At 69.8% G+C, this 16,489-nt stretch carries 15 protein-coding genes and 1 pseudogene; 4 read left to right on the forward strand and 12 right to left on the reverse strand.

Annotated features, from left to right (window positions below; all coding sequences use genetic code 11):
- Positions 1-14: 14 nt before the first annotated feature.
- The 4 genes from OG787_RS14090 to OG787_RS14105 all read right to left on the reverse strand — a co-directional run bounded on the left by OG787_RS14090 (position 15) and on the right by OG787_RS14105 (position 4,745).
- The gene (locus OG787_RS14090) at positions 15-2,636 is read right to left on the reverse strand and encodes an ATP-binding protein (protein ID WP_405535415.1); all 2,622 of its coding nucleotides are present in this window, start codon (positions 2,634-2,636) and stop codon (positions 15-17) included.
- Positions 2,637-2,895: 259 nt separating this feature from the next.
- A complete protein-coding gene (locus OG787_RS14095) occupies positions 2,896-3,219 on the reverse strand; it encodes an STAS domain-containing protein (RefSeq protein ID WP_006382151.1) in 324 nt (107 codons plus the stop codon).
- A gap of 211 nt (positions 3,220-3,430) precedes the next feature.
- Complete coding sequence (locus tag OG787_RS14100; protein ID WP_369033095.1) at positions 3,431-4,279, reverse strand: 3-hydroxyacyl-CoA dehydrogenase family protein; 849 nt, start codon at positions 4,277-4,279, stop codon at positions 3,431-3,433.
- A 214-nt stretch (positions 4,280-4,493) separates the two neighbouring features.
- Positions 4,494-4,745 carry a zinc ribbon domain-containing protein gene (locus OG787_RS14105; protein ID WP_405535416.1) on the reverse strand — a complete coding sequence of 84 codons (252 nt, stop codon included), beginning with the start codon at positions 4,743-4,745 and terminating at the stop codon, positions 4,494-4,496.
- A 105-nt stretch (positions 4,746-4,850) separates the two neighbouring features.
- Here OG787_RS14105 and OG787_RS14110 point away from each other — a divergent pair, with 105 nt between their 5' ends.
- Positions 4,851-5,423 carry a cob(I)yrinic acid a,c-diamide adenosyltransferase gene (locus OG787_RS14110; RefSeq protein ID WP_405535417.1) on the forward strand — a complete coding sequence of 191 codons (573 nt, stop codon included), beginning with the start codon at positions 4,851-4,853 and terminating at the stop codon, positions 5,421-5,423.
- On the opposite strand, the gene OG787_RS14115 is transcribed toward OG787_RS14110, so the two are convergent.
- A complete protein-coding gene (locus OG787_RS14115; RefSeq protein WP_405535418.1) occupies positions 5,340-5,960 on the reverse strand; it encodes a hypothetical protein in 621 nt (206 codons plus the stop codon). The genes OG787_RS14110 and OG787_RS14115 overlap by 84 nt on opposite strands.
- Before the next feature lie 204 nt (positions 5,961-6,164).
- On the opposite strand from OG787_RS14115, the pseudogene OG787_RS14120 reads away from it, so the two are divergent.
- The 3 genes and pseudogenes from OG787_RS14120 to OG787_RS14130 all read left to right on the forward strand — a co-directional run bounded on the left by OG787_RS14120 (position 6,165) and on the right by OG787_RS14130 (position 9,975).
- Positions 6,165-7,366: pseudogene (locus OG787_RS14120) on the forward strand (sensor histidine kinase).
- The gene (locus tag OG787_RS14125) at positions 7,363-8,025 is read left to right on the forward strand and encodes a response regulator (RefSeq protein WP_405535419.1); all 663 of its coding nucleotides are present in this window, start codon (positions 7,363-7,365) and stop codon (positions 8,023-8,025) included. Before OG787_RS14120 ends, OG787_RS14125 begins: the two are co-directional and overlap by 4 nt.
- 129 nt (positions 8,026-8,154) lie before the next feature.
- On the forward strand, positions 8,155-9,975 hold the full coding sequence (locus OG787_RS14130) for a glycosyl hydrolase family 18 protein (protein ID WP_405535420.1): 1,821 nt from the start codon (positions 8,155-8,157) through the stop codon (positions 9,973-9,975).
- A 158-nt stretch (positions 9,976-10,133) separates the two neighbouring features.
- Here OG787_RS14130 and OG787_RS14135 read toward each other — a convergent pair whose 3' ends face one another.
- The 7 genes from OG787_RS14135 to OG787_RS14165 form a co-directional block, all read right to left on the reverse strand.
- Positions 10,134-10,325, reverse strand: a complete 192-nt coding sequence (locus tag OG787_RS14135) for a hypothetical protein (RefSeq protein ID WP_369033102.1) — start codon at positions 10,323-10,325, stop codon at positions 10,134-10,136.
- 89 nt (positions 10,326-10,414) lie between these two features.
- Complete coding sequence (locus OG787_RS14140) at positions 10,415-10,861, reverse strand: DUF2550 domain-containing protein (RefSeq protein WP_235474805.1); 447 nt, start codon at positions 10,859-10,861, stop codon at positions 10,415-10,417.
- Positions 10,862-10,992: 131 nt separating this feature from the next.
- Positions 10,993-11,367: a F0F1 ATP synthase subunit epsilon gene (locus OG787_RS14145; RefSeq protein WP_189149593.1), complete on the reverse strand. Its 375-nt coding sequence runs from the start codon at positions 11,365-11,367 to the stop codon at positions 10,993-10,995.
- 195 nt (positions 11,368-11,562) lie between these two features.
- Positions 11,563-12,999 (reverse strand): F0F1 ATP synthase subunit beta, encoded by a 1,437-nt coding sequence (gene atpD, locus OG787_RS14150; RefSeq protein ID WP_369033103.1) that lies wholly within the window; start codon positions 12,997-12,999, stop codon positions 11,563-11,565.
- On the reverse strand, positions 12,999-13,916 hold the full coding sequence (locus OG787_RS14155; protein ID WP_369033104.1) for a F0F1 ATP synthase subunit gamma: 918 nt from the start codon (positions 13,914-13,916) through the stop codon (positions 12,999-13,001). The genes atpD and OG787_RS14155 overlap by 1 nt, the downstream gene beginning before the upstream one ends.
- A 20-nt stretch (positions 13,917-13,936) precedes the next feature.
- Positions 13,937-15,529 carry a F0F1 ATP synthase subunit alpha gene (gene atpA, locus OG787_RS14160; protein WP_369033105.1) on the reverse strand — a complete coding sequence of 531 codons (1,593 nt, stop codon included), beginning with the start codon at positions 15,527-15,529 and terminating at the stop codon, positions 13,937-13,939.
- A gap of 144 nt (positions 15,530-15,673) precedes the next feature.
- Entirely contained in the window at positions 15,674-16,489 is an 816-nt protein-coding gene (locus tag OG787_RS14165; RefSeq protein WP_369033163.1) for a F0F1 ATP synthase subunit delta, read from the reverse strand.

The following is a 16,489-nucleotide window of genomic DNA, read 5'->3' on the forward strand; positions in this document are numbered from 1 at the left end:
CCTTCGTCGTGCTGTCAGATGACCGTCGCCTCACTGGACGTCGTCGTGGCCGGGGCGCTGGTGTCGTCGGCCGGAGAGCTCGCCGGTTCGCTCGCCGTCTCGGTCTCGGCCGGGCCGCTGGCCGACGTCGTGGTGTCCGGGGTGGGATCCGGCGTCGTCGGGTCGGGCGTCGTCGGGTCCGGGGTGGTCGGGTCCGGCGTTGTCGGGTCGGGCGTCGTCGGGTCCGGGGTGGTCGGGTCCGGCGTCGTCGGATCGTCCGTCGGCGCGGTCGTCGTCGGATCGTCCGTCGGAGACGTGGTGCCGCCCCCGCCGCCCCCGTTACCGCCACCCGGCGTCTTCGTCCCCGTCGGATCGTCCGACGGCTCCTGCCCGCCCGAGGACGGCGGTGTCGGGTCGTCCGACGTGCCCCAGGTGCCGTCGGGCCCCGGGTCGGTCGGGCGGCTGGTGGCCGTGCCGGTGTCGCCGTTGCTGTCGCCGTTGTCGGCCTTGTCCGCGCCGAGGCTGTCGTCGTCGTTGCCCGCACTGGCGGACGGGTTGACGCCCACCTGGTCGGACGGCGCGTCGTTGGGGTTCGAGGTCGCCCCCAGCGTCACCACCGTGCCGAGCACCGCCGCGAGCAGGGCGCCCGCGCCGACGGCCACGAGGTTGCGCCGGGCACCGCCGACGAGCCGCTGGAGGCCCGAGGCCTTGTGCGCCCCGCCGCCCCCGGACCGGGGTGTGATGACCGTAGCCGGGAAGTCACCGGATCCGGACCCGTAACCGGAGGCCGAACCGGAACCGGAGGGCGACGGCTGGAGCGGCGGATAGCCCGCGGCGCCGAAGACGGCCGGGACCCCGCCGGGCGGCGACGCCGACTCCTCGTACCGCGCGTCCGGCACCTCCTCGCCCGCCGTGGAGACCGGGCCGGAGCCGAGGCCGGGGGTGTCGCCCGCCCGGTCGGCGGCCAGGGTGAGGGCGCGACGGCCCGCGACCGTGCCTCGCTTGTCGGAGAGGGCGCCGCGCAGGCCGATGGCGGACTCCAGCTCGGCACGGGCCAGGTCGAGTTGTTCGCCGCAGAGCGCGAGGATGCCCAACTCGTGGTGGAAGTAGGCCTGTTCCGCGACCTCTCCGGCGAGCCGGGCTGCCTCGGCACCGGCACGCAGGACGCGTTCCCAGGCGCTCCAGTACAGACCGGCCGCGAAGGCGGGCGCCGCGGTGCGGGCCAGCTGTACGGCCGTACTCTCCTCGTCCTCCGCCGGCGGCACCGTGACCGGCACGAGCACGTCGAGGGCTGCCAGCAGGGCGTCGGCCTCCGCGCAGACCCGCTCGGGGGTCACGGAGGGGTGCCCGGCCCACCAGGAGTAGTGCTGGGCGGCGCTGATCGCCCGTTCCTGGGCGCCCTCGCCATAACCGGCGGCCTCCAGCTGGGTCTGCACCCCGGCCGCGAGGCGGTAGTGCGAGCCGACCGGGGAGACCAGCGCACAGCCGAGCAGCTCGCCGAGGGCGGCGTCCGCGTGGGCGTCGTCCACGAGCGCCGGCAGATGCGCCTGGTGGGGCACCTCACCGCCGAGCGCGACGGCGAAGCGCAGGGTCTCCCGCGCGGACTCGCTGAGCCGGGAGGCGAGCAGCGGCGCGGGCGCGGCACCCTCGGCGAGCGAGGGCAGCGGTACGTCGTGCTCGTCGCCGGAGTCGAAGGGCGCGTCGACCGGGATGTCCTGGAAGACGCCGAACTCGTCGAAGGCGTCGGCGCTGGCGCGCAGTCCGTCGCGCTGCCTGAGCAGGGCGCCGGCCTGGACGAACCGCAGGGGCAGGCCCTCGGACTCGAACCAGAGGTCACCGGCCCAGTTGGCCTCCTCCTCGGTGAGGACACGGCCGACGGCACGCTCAAGGAGTTCCAGGCCACCGGCCCGGTCGAGGCCGTCGAGGAACAGCTCCTCGATCAGGGCGTCGGCGGACGGCGCGGGCACATCGGGGGTGGCGCTGATCAGGAAGGCGCACTCGGGGGTCGCGTCGATGAGTTCATCGAGCGCGGCGCCGCCGAACTCCACGTCGTCGAGGACGACGACCGCGCCGGCCTCCCGGACGAGGGTGAGCAGTTCGTCCGGTTCCGGCCGGTACAGAGGTGCGCTGTAGACGGCGTAGAAGAGGTCGTAGAGGAGGTCGGTCGGGGTGCGGCGGAGGCCGCTGAGACGGACCACACCGTCGGGCGCGAGGTCCGCGCAGTCTCCGGCGACGGCGTCGAGGAGCGTGGTGCGTCCCGAGCCGGGCGGCCCTGTGAGCCGTACGGAACGGCCGCGGGCCAGCAGCCGCACCAGCCGTTCGCGCTCGCCGTCGCGTTCCAGGAGCGGGAGTTCGGGCTGCGCGGGCCCGGGCGGTACGGGTGGTGTGGCCGCGCGGGTGATCTCGGCGCGCTCGGCCGCGGTGAGCTTGGCGGGCCGGCCGGGCCGTTCGCCGGGCGGGCAGATCTCTATCTCGCTGCCGTCGACCGGGTTGATCGTGAGCAGGTAGTCGCCCGAGACGAGCTGTGCCGTGCGGGCGAGCGCGGGTGTGTGCTGGCCGAAGTCGGATGTGAGGGCGTCGCGAGGCGGGCGCTGACGCGGCGTGGTGCCGTCGGCGTCGTGGCCGTACTCCTCGGAGCCCTGGTTGTTCGGGTCCATAAGGTTCAAGCCCCCCAAAAGCGTCGTGTGCGGGTCGCAAGACCCAGGCCCCTCCCGGCCTTGCTGCACACTGCGCTGTCGCTTCTGGTCCGGGCCCGCTCGTGGGATGTCAGGCAGCGGGCGACCGAACCCTAAACCTTCGCACAGTATCTACGACAGTCCGGGGTACCGCGCCGTCCGAGACGTCACAGTCTCGTGAGGATTGCGAGTGAAGCGCGTTTCATGCTCTGGGCCCATGCTCTGGGCCCATGCTCTGGGCTCACACTCTGGGCAGTGACTCCACCCCGATACCGCCCTCGATCGCCAGGATCCGGTGCAGCCGGGTGGCCACCAGCAGGCGCTGCATCTGCGGTGGTACGTCGCGCAGCACCAGCCGTCGGCCGCACCGCCCGCACCGTCGGTGGGCTCCCATGATCACCCCTAGCCCGGTGGCGTCCCAGGAGTCCAGCTCGGACAGGTCCAGCACCAGATCGCCGACGCCGGTGTCGACGGCCGTGTGCAGGACCGTACGGGCGTCCGCCGCGCTGCGAACGTCGAGGCGGCCCCCGACGACCAGCTCGGCGTGGTCGCCCCTGATGTACATATACGCTCCCCGTGAGTGCGTTGTCGTGCTCCGCGTCGGTAAGTGATGCAACGTCTGACTGCCTGAGGGGCGGCCAGGTTGCCGTCTGTGAGCGAACCGATACCCAATTCACCCCACAGGGTGATGCCTGAGGGGTTCGTGCGGTTTTCGTGCCTGTTGACTACTGCTGAGGTACTGCTGACTGCTTCCGTCTACGACTGCTGATTCCCGCTCAGTGCTTGTAGAAGCCCTGCCCGCTCTTACGGCCGATGTCACCGGCGTCAACCATCCGGCGCATCAGCTCCGGAGGAGCGAACTTCTCGTCCTGGGACTCGGTGTAGATGTTGCTGGTGGCGTGCAGCAGGATGTCGACCCCGGTGAGGTCGGCGGTGGCCAGCGGGCCCATGGCGTGCCCGAAGCCGAGCTTGCAGGCGAGGTCGATGTCCTCCGCGGTGGCGACACCGGACTCGTACAGCTTGGCCGCCTCGACGACGAGCGCCGAGATCAGCCGGGTCGTCACGAAACCGGCGACATCCCGGTTGACGACGATGCAGGTCTTGCCGACGGACTCGGCGAACTCCCGCGTGGTGGCGAGGGTTTCGTCGCTCGTCTTGTAGCCGCGGACCAGCTCGCAGAGCTGCATCATCGGCACCGGCGAGAAGAAGTGCGCACCGACGACCCGGTCCGGGCGGTCGGTCACGGCGGCGATCTTGGTGATGGGGATGGCGGAGGTGTTGGAGGCGAGCACGGCGTCGTCGCGCGCGATCTTGTCGAGCGCGCGGAAGATCTCGTGCTTGACCTCCAGCTTCTCGAACACGGCCTCGACGACGATGTCCGCGTCGCCGACCGCGTCGAGGTCGGTGGTGGCGGTGATCCGCCCGAGAGCGGCCTCGGCATCGGCCTCGGCGAGCTTGCCCTTGCTCACGAACCTGTCGTACGAGGCCTTGATGCCGTCGGTGCCACGGGTGAGCGCTTCGTCGGTGACATCGCGCAGTACGACGTCCCAGCCCGCCTGGGCGGAGACCTGTGCGATGCCGGAACCCATCAGGCCGGCTCCGATGACGGCAAGCTTCCGTGCCACTGTGCGACTCCCCTGACGCGCTGTTTACGTGTCCCTCGTGTATGGGCCTCTCCGGCGGACCTTAGCGGTCGTGAGGGGTTGTGTGACTGCTTAGTAACGCGTTTCACGTCTCATGTCGTGAGACGCCGATCACGTCTCATCCGACGGACTTGGCGATCCTCCCGGCGGCCGAGGCCACAGGGATTCCGAACTCAGTGGTCGGAGCGCTAATTCCTCACGGTTTCACGCTGGTTGGCGCTTCGCGGACCGGCTGGCGCCGAGGTCTCCACGCCCTGTGACCCGCATGCCCGCGGGCCAGTGTGTTCTTCGCCGCCAACGTGTCGGCGTGTTCCTGGTGACCGCAGACTCCGCATACGAACTTCGCTTGGCTCTCGCGGTTGTCCGGATGCGCGTGTCCGCAGACGGGGCACGTGACCGATCTTCTGTCGTACGTGTGTTCCGGGCGCGGCGACGGCTCCCCTCCCACCGGCGACTCCCCAACCCCTGTCTCGCCAACGACGCTTCCACCTCCAGGACACGGGTGCGAACCAAGAACACCTGCACGACTTGGGGCAACGTCTAGATTGGCCGCATGGTCAATCTGACGCGCATCTACACCAGGACCGGCGACAAGGGCACCACCGCCCTCGGGGACATGAGCCGGGTCGCCAAGACCGATCTGCGGATCTCGGCGTACGCCGACGCCAACGAGGCGAACGCGGTGATCGGGACCGCCGTGGCCCTCGGTGGCCTGGCGGAGGAGGTCGTCAAGGTGCTGACCCGGGTGCAGAACGACCTGTTCGACGTGGGCGCGGATCTGGCCACGCCGGTCGCCGAGAACCCCGAGTTCCCGCCGCTGCGGGTCGAGCAGTCGTACGTCGACAAGCTGGAGGCGGACTGCGACCGGTTCCTCGAAGACCTGGAGAAACTGCGCTCGTTCATCCTGCCCGGCGGCACCCCCGGCGCGGCCCTGCTGCACCAGGCGTGCACGGTGGTACGCCGGGCCGAGCGCTCTACCTGGGCTGCACTGGAGGTGCATGGAGAGGTCATGAATCCGCTCACCGCCACCTACCTCAACCGGCTATCGGACCTGCTTTTCATTCTTGCCCGTACGGCCAACAAGGAGATCGGGGACGTGCTCTGGGTCCCTGGTGGGGAGCGCTGAGCCGGGGTTCGGGTCCCGTTTGGGCCAGATCGTGTACGTCAGCGCGATCAGGCCGTGGATGCCCGCGGCCCTGAGCGCCGTCCACTGGAAGGACCGCAGGGACGAGGTGTCGCCGTCGCCTACGTACCAGACCGCCGCCTGGAGCAGTGCGCACGCGACCGCCGCCGCCAGGACCGTACGCAGCCACAGTCGGCCCTCGTGGCGGGCGCGGGCCATGCCGTAGCGGGGCGGCTTCGGCGGGGGTGGGCCTCCGGCCAGGCGGTGGGCCGCGTGGCCGTCGAGCCAGCGGATCGTGTAGTGGCCGTACGCCACCGTGAAGCCGATGTACAGGGCGGCCAGGCCGTGCTCCCAGCCCGGTTCGGCGCCGTTCTTCAGGTCGATCGCCGTCACGGTGAACAGGACCAGTTCCAGCAGCGGCTCGCAGAGCAGCAGCACCACGCTGGTCCGGCGCCACTTCAGCAGATAGCGGACTGCCAGGCCGAGCGCCAGCAGCACCCAGAAGCCGACCTCGCAGGCGATGATCAACGCGACGATCACGACTCGCTCCTTCCAGTGCGAAAGCGTTCATCCGGTGAGGATGCGTTCAGGGAATCCGTTCTTCTTCCAGGCTCCCGGCCGGACGTGTCCGATTCGTCGTCGGCGGTGACGAAGTCCCCGTACATCGAAAGATGCAGTTCGGGACCCTTCGCGACCCTCCCCGGGGATCAGGCGTACGGCGCCCCTGCCGTGTTGGATGGAGTCATGGCCCCGCGACTTCCCCGCCCGCACCGCGACGACGTGCGCATCGCGCTCGCCGGACTGCTCGGCGGGCTGCTGTTCTGGGCCGTCGGGCTCGGCACCCGGCCGTCCGGTGAGCCGATGGTGCTCTGGGACGGGCGCTGGCCGGTCCTGCTGCCGCTCTTCGTGATGGCCGGCTGCGAGCTGCTCCGGCGGGTCCGCCCGCGCACGGGTCTGCTGGTCGGCACGGCCGCGCTGGCCCTGGACACCGTCACCCAGGGCAGCCTGGTCACCCTCGTGATGTTCACCGACCTCGTGTACGCGGCCGTGCTGTACGGGCCGCCCGGCACCGCCCGCCGTGTCCCCCGAATCACCGGGCTGCTGTCGGTGGCCGGCACGATCGTGCCGTTCGCGGTGCTGCGGGAGCCGGAGGCGCTGCTCATCGGTGTGGTCATCGGCGTCGTCGGGTTCACGCCGCCGCCACCGGGTTGATCGTCCGCAACCACCGTGACGCCGCCGAGTCCGCCCGGCTGCGCGCCGAACAGACCGCCCTGCTCGCCGAGTTCGACCGCACCCAGGCGGTCGTCTCCGAACGGGCGCGGATGGCAAGGGAGTTGCACGACATGGTCGCCAACCACCTCTCCGCCATCGCGATCCACTCCACGGCCGCGCTCTCCCTCGACGACCCGGACACCTCGAAGCAGGCCCTCGGTGTCATCCGCGAGAACAGCGTGGCGGGACTCGCCGAGATGCGCCGGCTGATCGGCATCCTGCGCGACAGCGGCGGCGACCTGGAACCGGCGGCGGCCCCGACACTGGACGGCCTCGACGCGCTGGTCGACGGCGCCCGCACCAACGGCCTGGATGTCACCCTCGACACCGGCACCGACCTCGGTGCCCTGCCCGCGCCGGTCGAGCTGGCCGCGTACCGCATCGTCCAGGAGTCCCTGACCAACGCCCTCAAGCACGCCTCCCCCGGCCGGGTCACGGTGGCGCTCACCCGCCGGGACTGCTCGCTGTGCATCGCCGTGACCAGCCCGTACGGCGATCACGACAGCCCGCGCGCACCCGGCTCCGGGGCCGGGCTGGTCGGCATGCGGGAGCGGGTCGCGCTGCTGGGCGGCACCTTCACGGCGGGAGCGGACGGCGCCCACTGGGCCGTACGCGCCACCCTGCCCCTCACCGAAGCCGAATCCGTATCCGTATCCGAAGGAGAAGACGTATGACGGCGGAAGCGGGACGGCCCATCCGGGTGCTCGTCGCCGAGGACCAGTCGGCCGTACGGGCCGGGCTCGTCCTCATCCTGGGCAGCGCGCCCGGGATCGAGGTCGCCGGAGAGGCGGCGGACGGCGAGCAGGCGGTCGCGCTGGCCCGTGAACTGCGGCCGGATCTGGTGCTGATGGACATTCAGATGCCGCGCCTGGACGGGGTGTCGGCGACCCGGCAGGTGGTCGCGGAGGGCCTCGCCGACGTACTCGTGCTGACCACGTTCGACCTCGACGAGTACGTCTTCGGGGCGCTCCGCGCGGGCGCCTCCGGCTTCCTGCTCAAGAACACCGAGGCGAGGGATCTCATCGATGCCGTACGGACAGTGGCGCGTGGGGAAGGGCTGATCGCCCCTGCGGTCACCCGGCGGCTCATCGCCGAGTTCGCCTCCGGGCCGGTGCGCGAGCCGAGGGCCGATCCTGCCGTGCTGGAGGCCCTCACCCGCCGCGAGCGCGAGGTGTTGTCGTGTCTCGGCGAGGGGCTGTCCAACGCGGACATCGCGACCCGTCTCGACATGGCCGAGGCGACGGTGAAAACGCACGTCAGCCGGTTGCTGGGCAAGCTGGAGCTGCGCAGCCGGGTCCAAGCGGCGGTACTGGCACAGGAGTTGGGGGTTTAGGGGAGTCGGACGAGCCTTGGCCCGAAGTGGTCCAGACCTATTGACCCGTGGTCCAGACCTTCCTATTCTCGCGGCACCGTGGGTGTGAGGCTCAGTCACGCCCCCATGACTCCCCCAAGGAGGCGCGTCATGCGCTTCAGACACCGGCTCACCGCAGGCCTGACCACCCTGCTCCTCCCCCTCGCCGCCATGGTCGGCCTCGCGAGCCCGGCCGAGGCGGCCACCTCGGCCACCGCCACCTACACCAAGACCCAGGACTGGGGCACCGGCTTCGAGGGCAAGTGGACGGTCACCAACACCGGTACCACGACGATCAGTTCATGGACGGTCGAGTGGGACTTCCCCTCCGGTACGTCCGTCACCTCGGCCTGGGACGCGGACGTCACCTCGTCCGGCACCCACTGGACCGCCAAGAACAAGTCCTGGAACGGCACTTTGGCCCCCGGCGCCGCCGTCTCCTTCGGCTTCAACGGCGCCGGCCCCGGCTCACCCGCCAACTGCAAGCTGAACGGGGGCAGTTGTGACGGCGGCACGGTCCCCGGCGACAACGCCCCCTCCGCGCCCGGCACTCCGACCGCCTCCGGCATCACCAACACGTCGGCGACGGTCAGTTGGAGCGCGGCCACCGACGACAAGGGCATCAAGAACTACGACGTGCTGCGCGGCGGCACCAAGGTCGCGACGGTGACGACCACCTCGTACACGGACACGGGTCTGACCGCCGGTACGGACTACTCGTACACGGTCCAGGCCCGGGACACCGCCGACCAGACCGGACCGGTGAGCGGCGCGGTCGCCGTGCGCACCACCGGCGGCACCACCGACCCGCCCACCGGGAACAAGGTCAAGCTCGGTTACTTCACCGAGTGGGGCGTCTACGGCCGCAACTACCACGTCAAGAACCTGGTGACCTCGGGCTCGGCGTCGAAGATCACGCACATCAACTACGCGTTCGGCAACGTCAAGGACGGCAAGTGCACCGTCGACGACACCTACGCCGCGTACGACAAGGCGTACACCGCCGACCAGTCGGTGTCCGGCGTGGCCGACACCTGGGACCAGCCACTGCGCGGCAACTTCAACCAGCTGCGTCAGCTGAAGGCCAAGTACCCGAACATCAAGGTCCTTTACTCCTTCGGCGGCTGGACCTACTCCGGCGGCTTCGCGCAGGCCGCCGCCAACCCGGCCGCGTTCGCCGCCTCCTGCAAGGCGGTTGTCGAGGACTCGCGCTGGGCGGACGTCTTCGACGGCATCGACATCGACTGGGAGTACCCGAACGCCTGTGGCCTGACCTGTGACACCTCAGGTGCCGCGGCCTTCAAGAACCTGATGTCGGCGCTGCGCACGGAGTTCGGCTCCAACTACCTGGTCACCGCGGCCATCACGGCCGACGGCTCCTCCGGCGGCAAGCTCGACGCGGCCGACTACGGTGGCGCCTCCGCCTACGCCGACTGGTACAACGTGATGACGTACGACTACTTCGGCGCCTTCGACGCGGACGGCCCGACCGCCCCGCACTCGCCGCTCACCTCGTACTCCGGCATCCCGGTCGCGGGCTTCAACTCGGCCGACGCCATCGCCAAGCTGAAGGCGAAGGGCGTCCCGGCGGCGAAGCTCCTGCTGGGGATCGGCTTCTACGGGCGCGGCTGGACCGGCGTCACCCAGGCGGCCCCCGGCGGCTCGGCGACGGGCGCGGCACCGGGCACGTACGAGGCGGGCATCGAGGACTACAAGGTCCTCAAGAACTCCTGTCCCGCCACCGGCACGATCGCCGGTACGGCGTACGCGTACTGCGGCAACAACTGGTGGTCGTACGACACTCCCGCGACGATCGCCGGAAAGATGACCTGGGCCAAGAACCAGTCCCTGGGCGGCGCCTTCTTCTGGGAGTTCAGCGGCGACACGAGCAACGGGGAGCTGGTGAGCGCGATCAGCGGCGGACTGGGCTGATCCGAAGCGGCACGGGCGCCGTGGACCGACCGGGAGGTCGGCCCACGGCGCCCGTGTGCGCCGCGCACGCCCCCGGCGTACTCACCACAGGGACCTTCGGCCCTCCCGGTGGGCCGATTGCCTGGCGGTTTCCGGTCACACACCGGGAACACTGTCAACTACGAACCACCAGGCAGCACATCACACTCGGGGGAACACATGAGCCGCAGGCCGAGGAACAGGCCGTCCCGCAGGATCTCGCCGACGACCACCGGAGCCACCGGAGCTATCGCCGGAGGGGCGATTGCGGCCCTCATCGCCATGGCACCGGCCACCATCACGGTGACGTTCGGTCCACCGGCACCGCTCACACTCTCCGCCCAGCCCGGCACCGCCGCCCCCTACGACGGGTCGGTGTGCCCACGGGACGCCGGGAACGGAGCCAGAAGCTAGGTCTTCTTCAGGCCACGTTGACACGCTGACCGGGAGGCGCCGCCTCCAGCCAGGCGAGGAAACCGGTCAGCGCGTCGTCGCTCATCGCCAGTTCGAGTCTCGTCCCGCGATGGAGACAGGCCAGCACGACCGCGTCCGAGAGCAGGGCCAGCTCCTCCTCGCCGTCGGGGGCGCGGCGGCCGGCCACCTCGATCGCCGAGCGTTCCAGGACGCGGCGCGGGCGGGGGGAGTACGAGAAGACGCGGTACCACTCGATGCGGTCGCCGTTGTAGCGGGCGACGCCGTAGCCCCAGCCCTTGCCGCTGGGGTCGGGTTTCTCGGGTACGTCCCAACGGAGGCTACAGTCGAACGTACCGCCGGAGCGTTGGATGAGTCGGCGGCGCAGACCGAAGACGAACAGGCCCACCACCACGAGCGCCACTACCAAGCCGCACACAGTCAGAGCGAGGATCATCGACACCGACCTCCTCGTCTCCTAGGTAACGGAAAAGAAAAAACATCCGGATTCGCCTCAGCCGCGGCCAGGGCCGGAGCGAACCGGTCCCAGCCGCGGCTGAGGCAAAGCATCACACTGGTACGCCAGGGTCAGCGCGCCGCCACGGCCCGCAGCCGGACGTCGGCACGCCGCTCGGCGGACGCGTCGCCCTCCGCCTTCGCGCGCTCCAGCTCCCGCTCCACGCGCTGGACGTCGATCTCGTCCGCCAGCTCGGCGATCTCCGCCAGCAGCGACAGCTTGTTGTCGGCGAAGGAGATGAAACCGCCGTGCGCCGCGGCGACGACCGTTCCACCATCACTCGTACGGATGGTCACCGGGCCCGACTCCAGCACACCGAGCAGCGGCTGGTGACCGGGCATGACGCCGATGTCGCCGGACGTGGTGCGCGCGACGACCAGGGTGGCCTCGCCGGACCAGACCTGACGGTCGGCAGCGACCAGCTCGACGTGCAGCTCAGCAGCCAAGGTTGGCTCCTCGGGTCACCACCCGGCAGGACACCGGGTGTGGGTACAAGTCTAGTAGGGCTCCGAGCAACAAATTGCCGGGGCCCGCCCCCCGGCTTTTCGGCTGGGGGTCTGGGGGTTATCCCCCAGATGGATGCAGCAGTGGGCGTACGAAGAGGGGCGGGACGCGCCCGCCCCTCTTCAAGAGCGCGAGGCTCAGGAGACGCCCAGCTCCTTGGCGTTGGCCTTGAGGTCCTCGATGCCACCGCAGAGGAAGAACGCCTGCTCCGGGAAGTGGTCGTAGTCGCCGTCGATGATCGCGTTGAACGCCACGATCGACTCGTCCAGCGGTACGTCCGACCCGTCGACGCCGGTGAACTGCTTGGCGACGTGGGTGTTCTGGGACAGGAAGCGCTCCACGCGACGGGCGCGGTGGACGACGAGCTTGTCCTCTTCGCCCAGCTCGTCGATACCGAGGATCGCGATGATGTCCTGAAGGTCCTTGTACTTCTGGAGGACCGTCTTGACACGCATGGCCGTGCTGTAGTGGTCCGCCGCGATGTAGCGGGGGTCCAGGATGCGGGACGTCGAGTCCAGCGGGTCCACGGCCGGGTAGATGCCCTTCTCGGAGATCGGACGGGAGAGAACCGTCGTCGCGTCGAGGTGGGCGAACGTGGTGGCCGGGGCCGGGTCGGTCAGGTCGTCCGCGGGGACGTAGATCGCCTGCATCGAGGTGATCGAGTGACCACGGGTCGAGGTGATGCGCTCCTGGAGGAGACCCATCTCGTCGGCCAGGTTCGGCTGGTAACCCACCGCGGAGGGCATGCGGCCGAGCAGGGTCGAGACCTCGGAACCGGCCTGCGTGAAGCGGAAGATGTTGTCGATGAAGAACAGCACGTCCTGCTTCTGCACATCGCGGAAGTACTCCGCCATGGTCAGACCCGCGAGGGCCACACGCAGACGGGTGCCCGGGGGCTCGTCCATCTGACCGAAGACCAGCGCGGTCTTGTCGATGACGCCCGACTCCGCCATCTCCTCGATGAGGTCGTTGCCCTCACGGGTGCGCTCACCGACACCGGCGAACACGGAGACACCGTCGTGGTTGTTGGCGACGCGGTAGATCATCTCCTGGATGAGCACCGTCTTGCCGACGCCGGCACCGCCGAACAGGCCGATCTTTCCACCCTTGACGTACGGGGTGAGAAGGTCGATGACCTTGACGCCGGTCTCGAACATCTCGGTCTTCGACTCGAGCTCGTCGAAGCGCGGGGCCTTGCGGTGGATGGACCAGCGTTCGCCGTCGTACGTCTCGTCCGTGTTCAGCACCTCACCGAGGGTGTTGAACACCTTGCCCTTGGTGAAGTCGCCGACCGGGACGGTGATGCCCGTACCCGTGTCGGTGACCACGGCCTGGCGGACCAGACCGTCGGTGGGCTGCATCGAGATCGTGCGGACCAGGCCGTCACCCAGGTGCTGGGCGACCTCCAGGGTCAGCGTCTTCTTCTCGCCGGCGAGGGCCGGGTCGGCCACCTCGACGTGAAGGGCGTTGTAGATCTCCGGCATGGCGTCGACGGGGAATTCCACGTCGACGACCGGGCCGATGACCCGGGCGACGCGGCCCGTGGCAACGGCCGTCTCAACTGTCGTCGTCATTACCTGTCACTCCCCGCGGTCGCGTCGGCCAGGGCTGCGGAGCCACCGACGATCTCGCTGATTTCCTGGGTGATTTCGGCCTGGCGGGCCGCGTTGGCAAGTCGGGAGAGGCTGGTGATCAGGTCTCCCGCGTTGTCGGTGGCCGACTTCATCGCGCGGCGCGTGGCGGCGTGCTTGGAGGCGGCCGACTGGAGCAGCGCGTTGTAGATACGGCTCTCGACGTACCGCGGCAGCAGGGCGTCCAGGACGTCCTCCGCCGACGGCTCGAAGTCGTACAGCGGAAGGATCTCGCCCTTGCCCGCCGACTCCTGCGCCACCTCGTCGAGGCGGAGCGGCAGCAGGCGGCTGTCGATCGCCGTCTGCGTCATCATCGAGACGAACTCGGTGTAGACGATGTGGAGTTCGTCCACGCCGCCGTCCGCCGTCTCCTTCTCGATGGCCTCGATGAGGGGAGCCGCGACCTTCTTGGCGTCCGCGTACTCGGGCTGGTCGGTGAAGCCCGACCACGACTCCACGACCTTGCGCTCGCGGAAGTTGTAGTGGGCCAGACCGCGGCGGCCGACGATGTACGTGTCGACCTCCTTGCCCTCCGCCTCGAGGCGCGCCGTCAGCTGCTCGGCGGCCTTGATCGCGTTGGAGTTGAAGGCGCCGGCCAGTCCGCGGTCGCTCGTGAGGAGCAGAACAGCGGACCGGGTCGGCGTCTCCGCCTCCGTGGTCAGCGGGTGCTTGGTGTTCGAACCGGTACCGACCGCCGTGACCGCGCGTGTCAGCTCGGTCGCGTACGGCGCGGAGGCCGCCACCTTGCGCTGCGCCTTGACGACGCGCGAGGCGGCGATCATCTCCATCGCCTTGGTGATCTTCTTGGTCGCGGTGACGGATCGGATGCGACGCTTGTAGACCCGGAGCTGGGCTCCCATGAGTCAGGTCCCTTCCGTCGTCACTTGGCCGCGGCGGCCGGGGCGTCTTCGCCGAGAAGCTTGCCGTCCGAGGTCTCGAACTGCTTCTTGAAGTCCGCGATGCCGTCCGCGATGGCGGTGAGGGTGTCGTCGGACATCTTGCCGCCCTCCTTGATGGAGGTCATGAGGCCCTGCTCCTTGCGGTGCAGGTACTCGAGCAGCTCCGTCTCGAAGCGGCGGATGTCGGCGACCGGGACCTCGTCCATCTTGCCGGTGGTGGCGGCCCAGACGGAGACGACCTGGTCCTCGGTGGCCATCGGCTGGTACTGCGGCTGCTTGAGCAGCTCGACCAGGCGCTGACCGCGCTCCAGCTGCGACTTCGACGCGGCGTCCAGGTCGGAACCGAAGGCGGCGAACGCCTCCAGCTCGCGGTACTGGGCGAGGTCGAGGCGCAGTCGGCCGGAGACCTGCTTCATCGCCTTGTGCTGCGCGGAACCACCGACTCGGGAGACGGAGATACCGACGTTCAGCGCGGGGCGCTGACCGGCGTTGAACAGGTCCGACTCCAGGAAGCACTGGCCGTCGGTGATGGAGATGACGTTGGTCGGGATGAACGCCGAGACGTCGTTGGCCTTCGTCTCGACGATCGGCAGACCGGTCATCGAGCCGGCGCCCAGCTCGTCGGAGAGCTTCGCGCAGCGCTCCAGCAGACGGGAGTGCAGGTAGAAGACGTCACCCGGGTAGGCCTCACGGCCCGGCGGGCGGCGGAGCAGCAGGGACACGGCGCGGTAGGCGTCGGCCTGCTTCGAGAGGTCGTCGAAGATGATGAGGACGTGCTTGCCCTCGTACATCCACTGCTGGCCGATGGCCGAACCGGTGTACGGCGCGAGGTACTTGAAGCCGGCCGGGTCGGACGCCGGGGCGGCGACGATGGTCGTGTACTCCAGCGCGCCGGCCTCTTCGAGGGCGCCACGCACGGAGGCGATGGTCGAGCCCTTCTGGCCGATGGCGACGTAGACGCAGCGGACCTGCTTCTTCGGGTCGCCCGAGCGCCAGTTGTCGCGCTGGTTGATGATCGTGTCGACGGCCAGGGCGGTCTTGCCGGTCTGGCGGTCACCGATGACCAGCTGACGCTGGCCACGGCCGATCGGGGTCATCGCGTCGACGGCCTTGTAGCCCGTCTCCATCGGCTCGTGCACCGACTTGCGCGCCATGACGCCCGGAGCCTGAAGCTCCAGGGCGCGACGACCGCTGGTCTCGATCTCGCCGAGGCCGTCGATCGGGTTGCCGAGCGGGTCGACGACGCGGCCGAGGTAGCCCTCGCCGACGGCCACGGACAGGACCTCGCCGGTACGGGTGACCGGCTGGCCCTCCTCGACGCCGCTGAACTCGCCGAGGATGACGGTACCGATCTCGCGCTCTTCGAGGTTGAGCGCGAGACCGAGGGTGCCGTCCTCGAACTTCAGCAGTTCGTTGGCCATGGCCGAGGGGAGGCCCTCGACCTTCGCGATGCCGTCGCCGGCAAGGGTGACCGTACCGACCTCCTCGCGCGAGGCCGCGTCCGGCTTGTACGACTGGACAAAGTTCTCCAGCGCGTCCCGGATCTCCTCCGGCCGGATCGTGAGCTCCGCCATCTGGGTTCCCTGCTCTCCTTGTTGGGCCCGAAGTTTCACTTGGGGGGTGCCTAGACTCCCGGACTCCCCCCAATAAGAGGTGAATCCTCTGCACGGCCCAACCAGGGCCGTAGGTGTACGTACGTACTGCTGTGAAGTTTTGTGCTAGCTCGCCATGCGGCGGCCGGCGTCCTCGATGCGGTCCGCGATGCTGCCGTTGATGACCTCGTCGCCGACCAGCACCCGGATCCCGCCGAGGACCTCGGGGTCCACGTCGAGGTTGAGGTGCATCTGGCGGCCGTAGAGCTTCGCGAGGGCGGCGCCGAGGCGCTGCTTCTGCGGGTCGCTCAGCGGGACCGCCGAGGTGACGACGGCGACCATGCGGTCCCGGCGGTCGGCGGCGAGCTTGGACAGGGACTCGAGTCCCGCTTCCAGGCTACGTCCCCGCGGCGCGGTCACAAGGCGCGTCACCAGACGCTCGGTGGTGGCCTCGGCCCGGCCGCCGAGCAGGCTGCGCAGCAGCTCGCCCTTGGCGCCGGTGGTCGCGGCACGGTCGGTCAGCGCGGCGCGCAGCTCGGTGTTCGAAGAGACGATCCGGCCGAACCGGAACAGCTCGTCCTCGACGTTGTCGAGCGTGCCCGCCTGCTGGGCGGCCGTGAGGTCGGCGAGGTCCGCCAGCTCCTCCAGCGCGTCCACCAGGTCGCGCGAACGCGACCAGCGGGAGCGCACCATGCCGGCCAGCAGGTCGGTGGTGGGCCCGCCGACCTGGCTGCCGAAGAGGCGCTGGGCCAGTTCGGCCTTGGACTCTCCGGACTGCGACGGGTCGGTGAGGACCCGACGCAGCGACACCTCGCGGTGCAGCACCGCGGTGACCGCGGCCAGCTCCTCGGACAGCTTCTTCGCGTCGGCGGACGTCGAGTCCGTCAGCGCGTCGAGACGCTCACGTGCGGCGGCGGCAGCCTCGCGACTGGCTCCGTGCAC

This window comes from Streptomyces sp. NBC_00075 (assembly GCF_045041225.1).
GTDB lineage: Bacteria > Actinomycetota > Actinomycetes > Streptomycetales > Streptomycetaceae > Streptomyces > Streptomyces adonidis.

What these genes read in the sequence shown, in the direction of transcription:
- atpD (WP_369033103.1), bottom strand. Translation starts at nt 12,999, where the DNA reads ATGACGACGACAGTTGAGACGGCCGTTGCCACGGGCCGCGTCGCCCGG.
- OG787_RS14110 (WP_405535417.1), top strand. Translation starts at nt 4,851, where the DNA reads ATGGTCAATCTGACGCGCATCTACACCAGGACCGGCGACAAGGGCACC.
- atpA (WP_369033105.1), bottom strand. Translation starts at nt 15,529, where the DNA reads ATGGCGGAGCTCACGATCCGGCCGGAGGAGATCCGGGACGCGCTGGAG.
- OG787_RS14155 (WP_369033104.1), bottom strand. Translation starts at nt 13,916, where the DNA reads ATGGGAGCCCAGCTCCGGGTCTACAAGCGTCGCATCCGATCCGTCACC.
- OG787_RS14090 (WP_405535415.1), bottom strand. Translation starts at nt 2,636, where the DNA reads ATGGACCCGAACAACCAGGGCTCCGAGGAGTACGGCCACGACGCCGAC.
- OG787_RS14095 (WP_006382151.1), bottom strand. Translation starts at nt 3,219, where the DNA reads ATGTACATCAGGGGCGACCACGCCGAGCTGGTCGTCGGGGGCCGCCTC.
- OG787_RS14140 (WP_235474805.1), bottom strand. Translation starts at nt 10,861, where the DNA reads ATGATCCTCGCTCTGACTGTGTGCGGCTTGGTAGTGGCGCTCGTGGTG.
- OG787_RS14125 (WP_405535419.1), top strand. Translation starts at nt 7,363, where the DNA reads ATGACGGCGGAAGCGGGACGGCCCATCCGGGTGCTCGTCGCCGAGGAC.
- OG787_RS14130 (WP_405535420.1), top strand. Translation starts at nt 8,155, where the DNA reads ATGCGCTTCAGACACCGGCTCACCGCAGGCCTGACCACCCTGCTCCTC.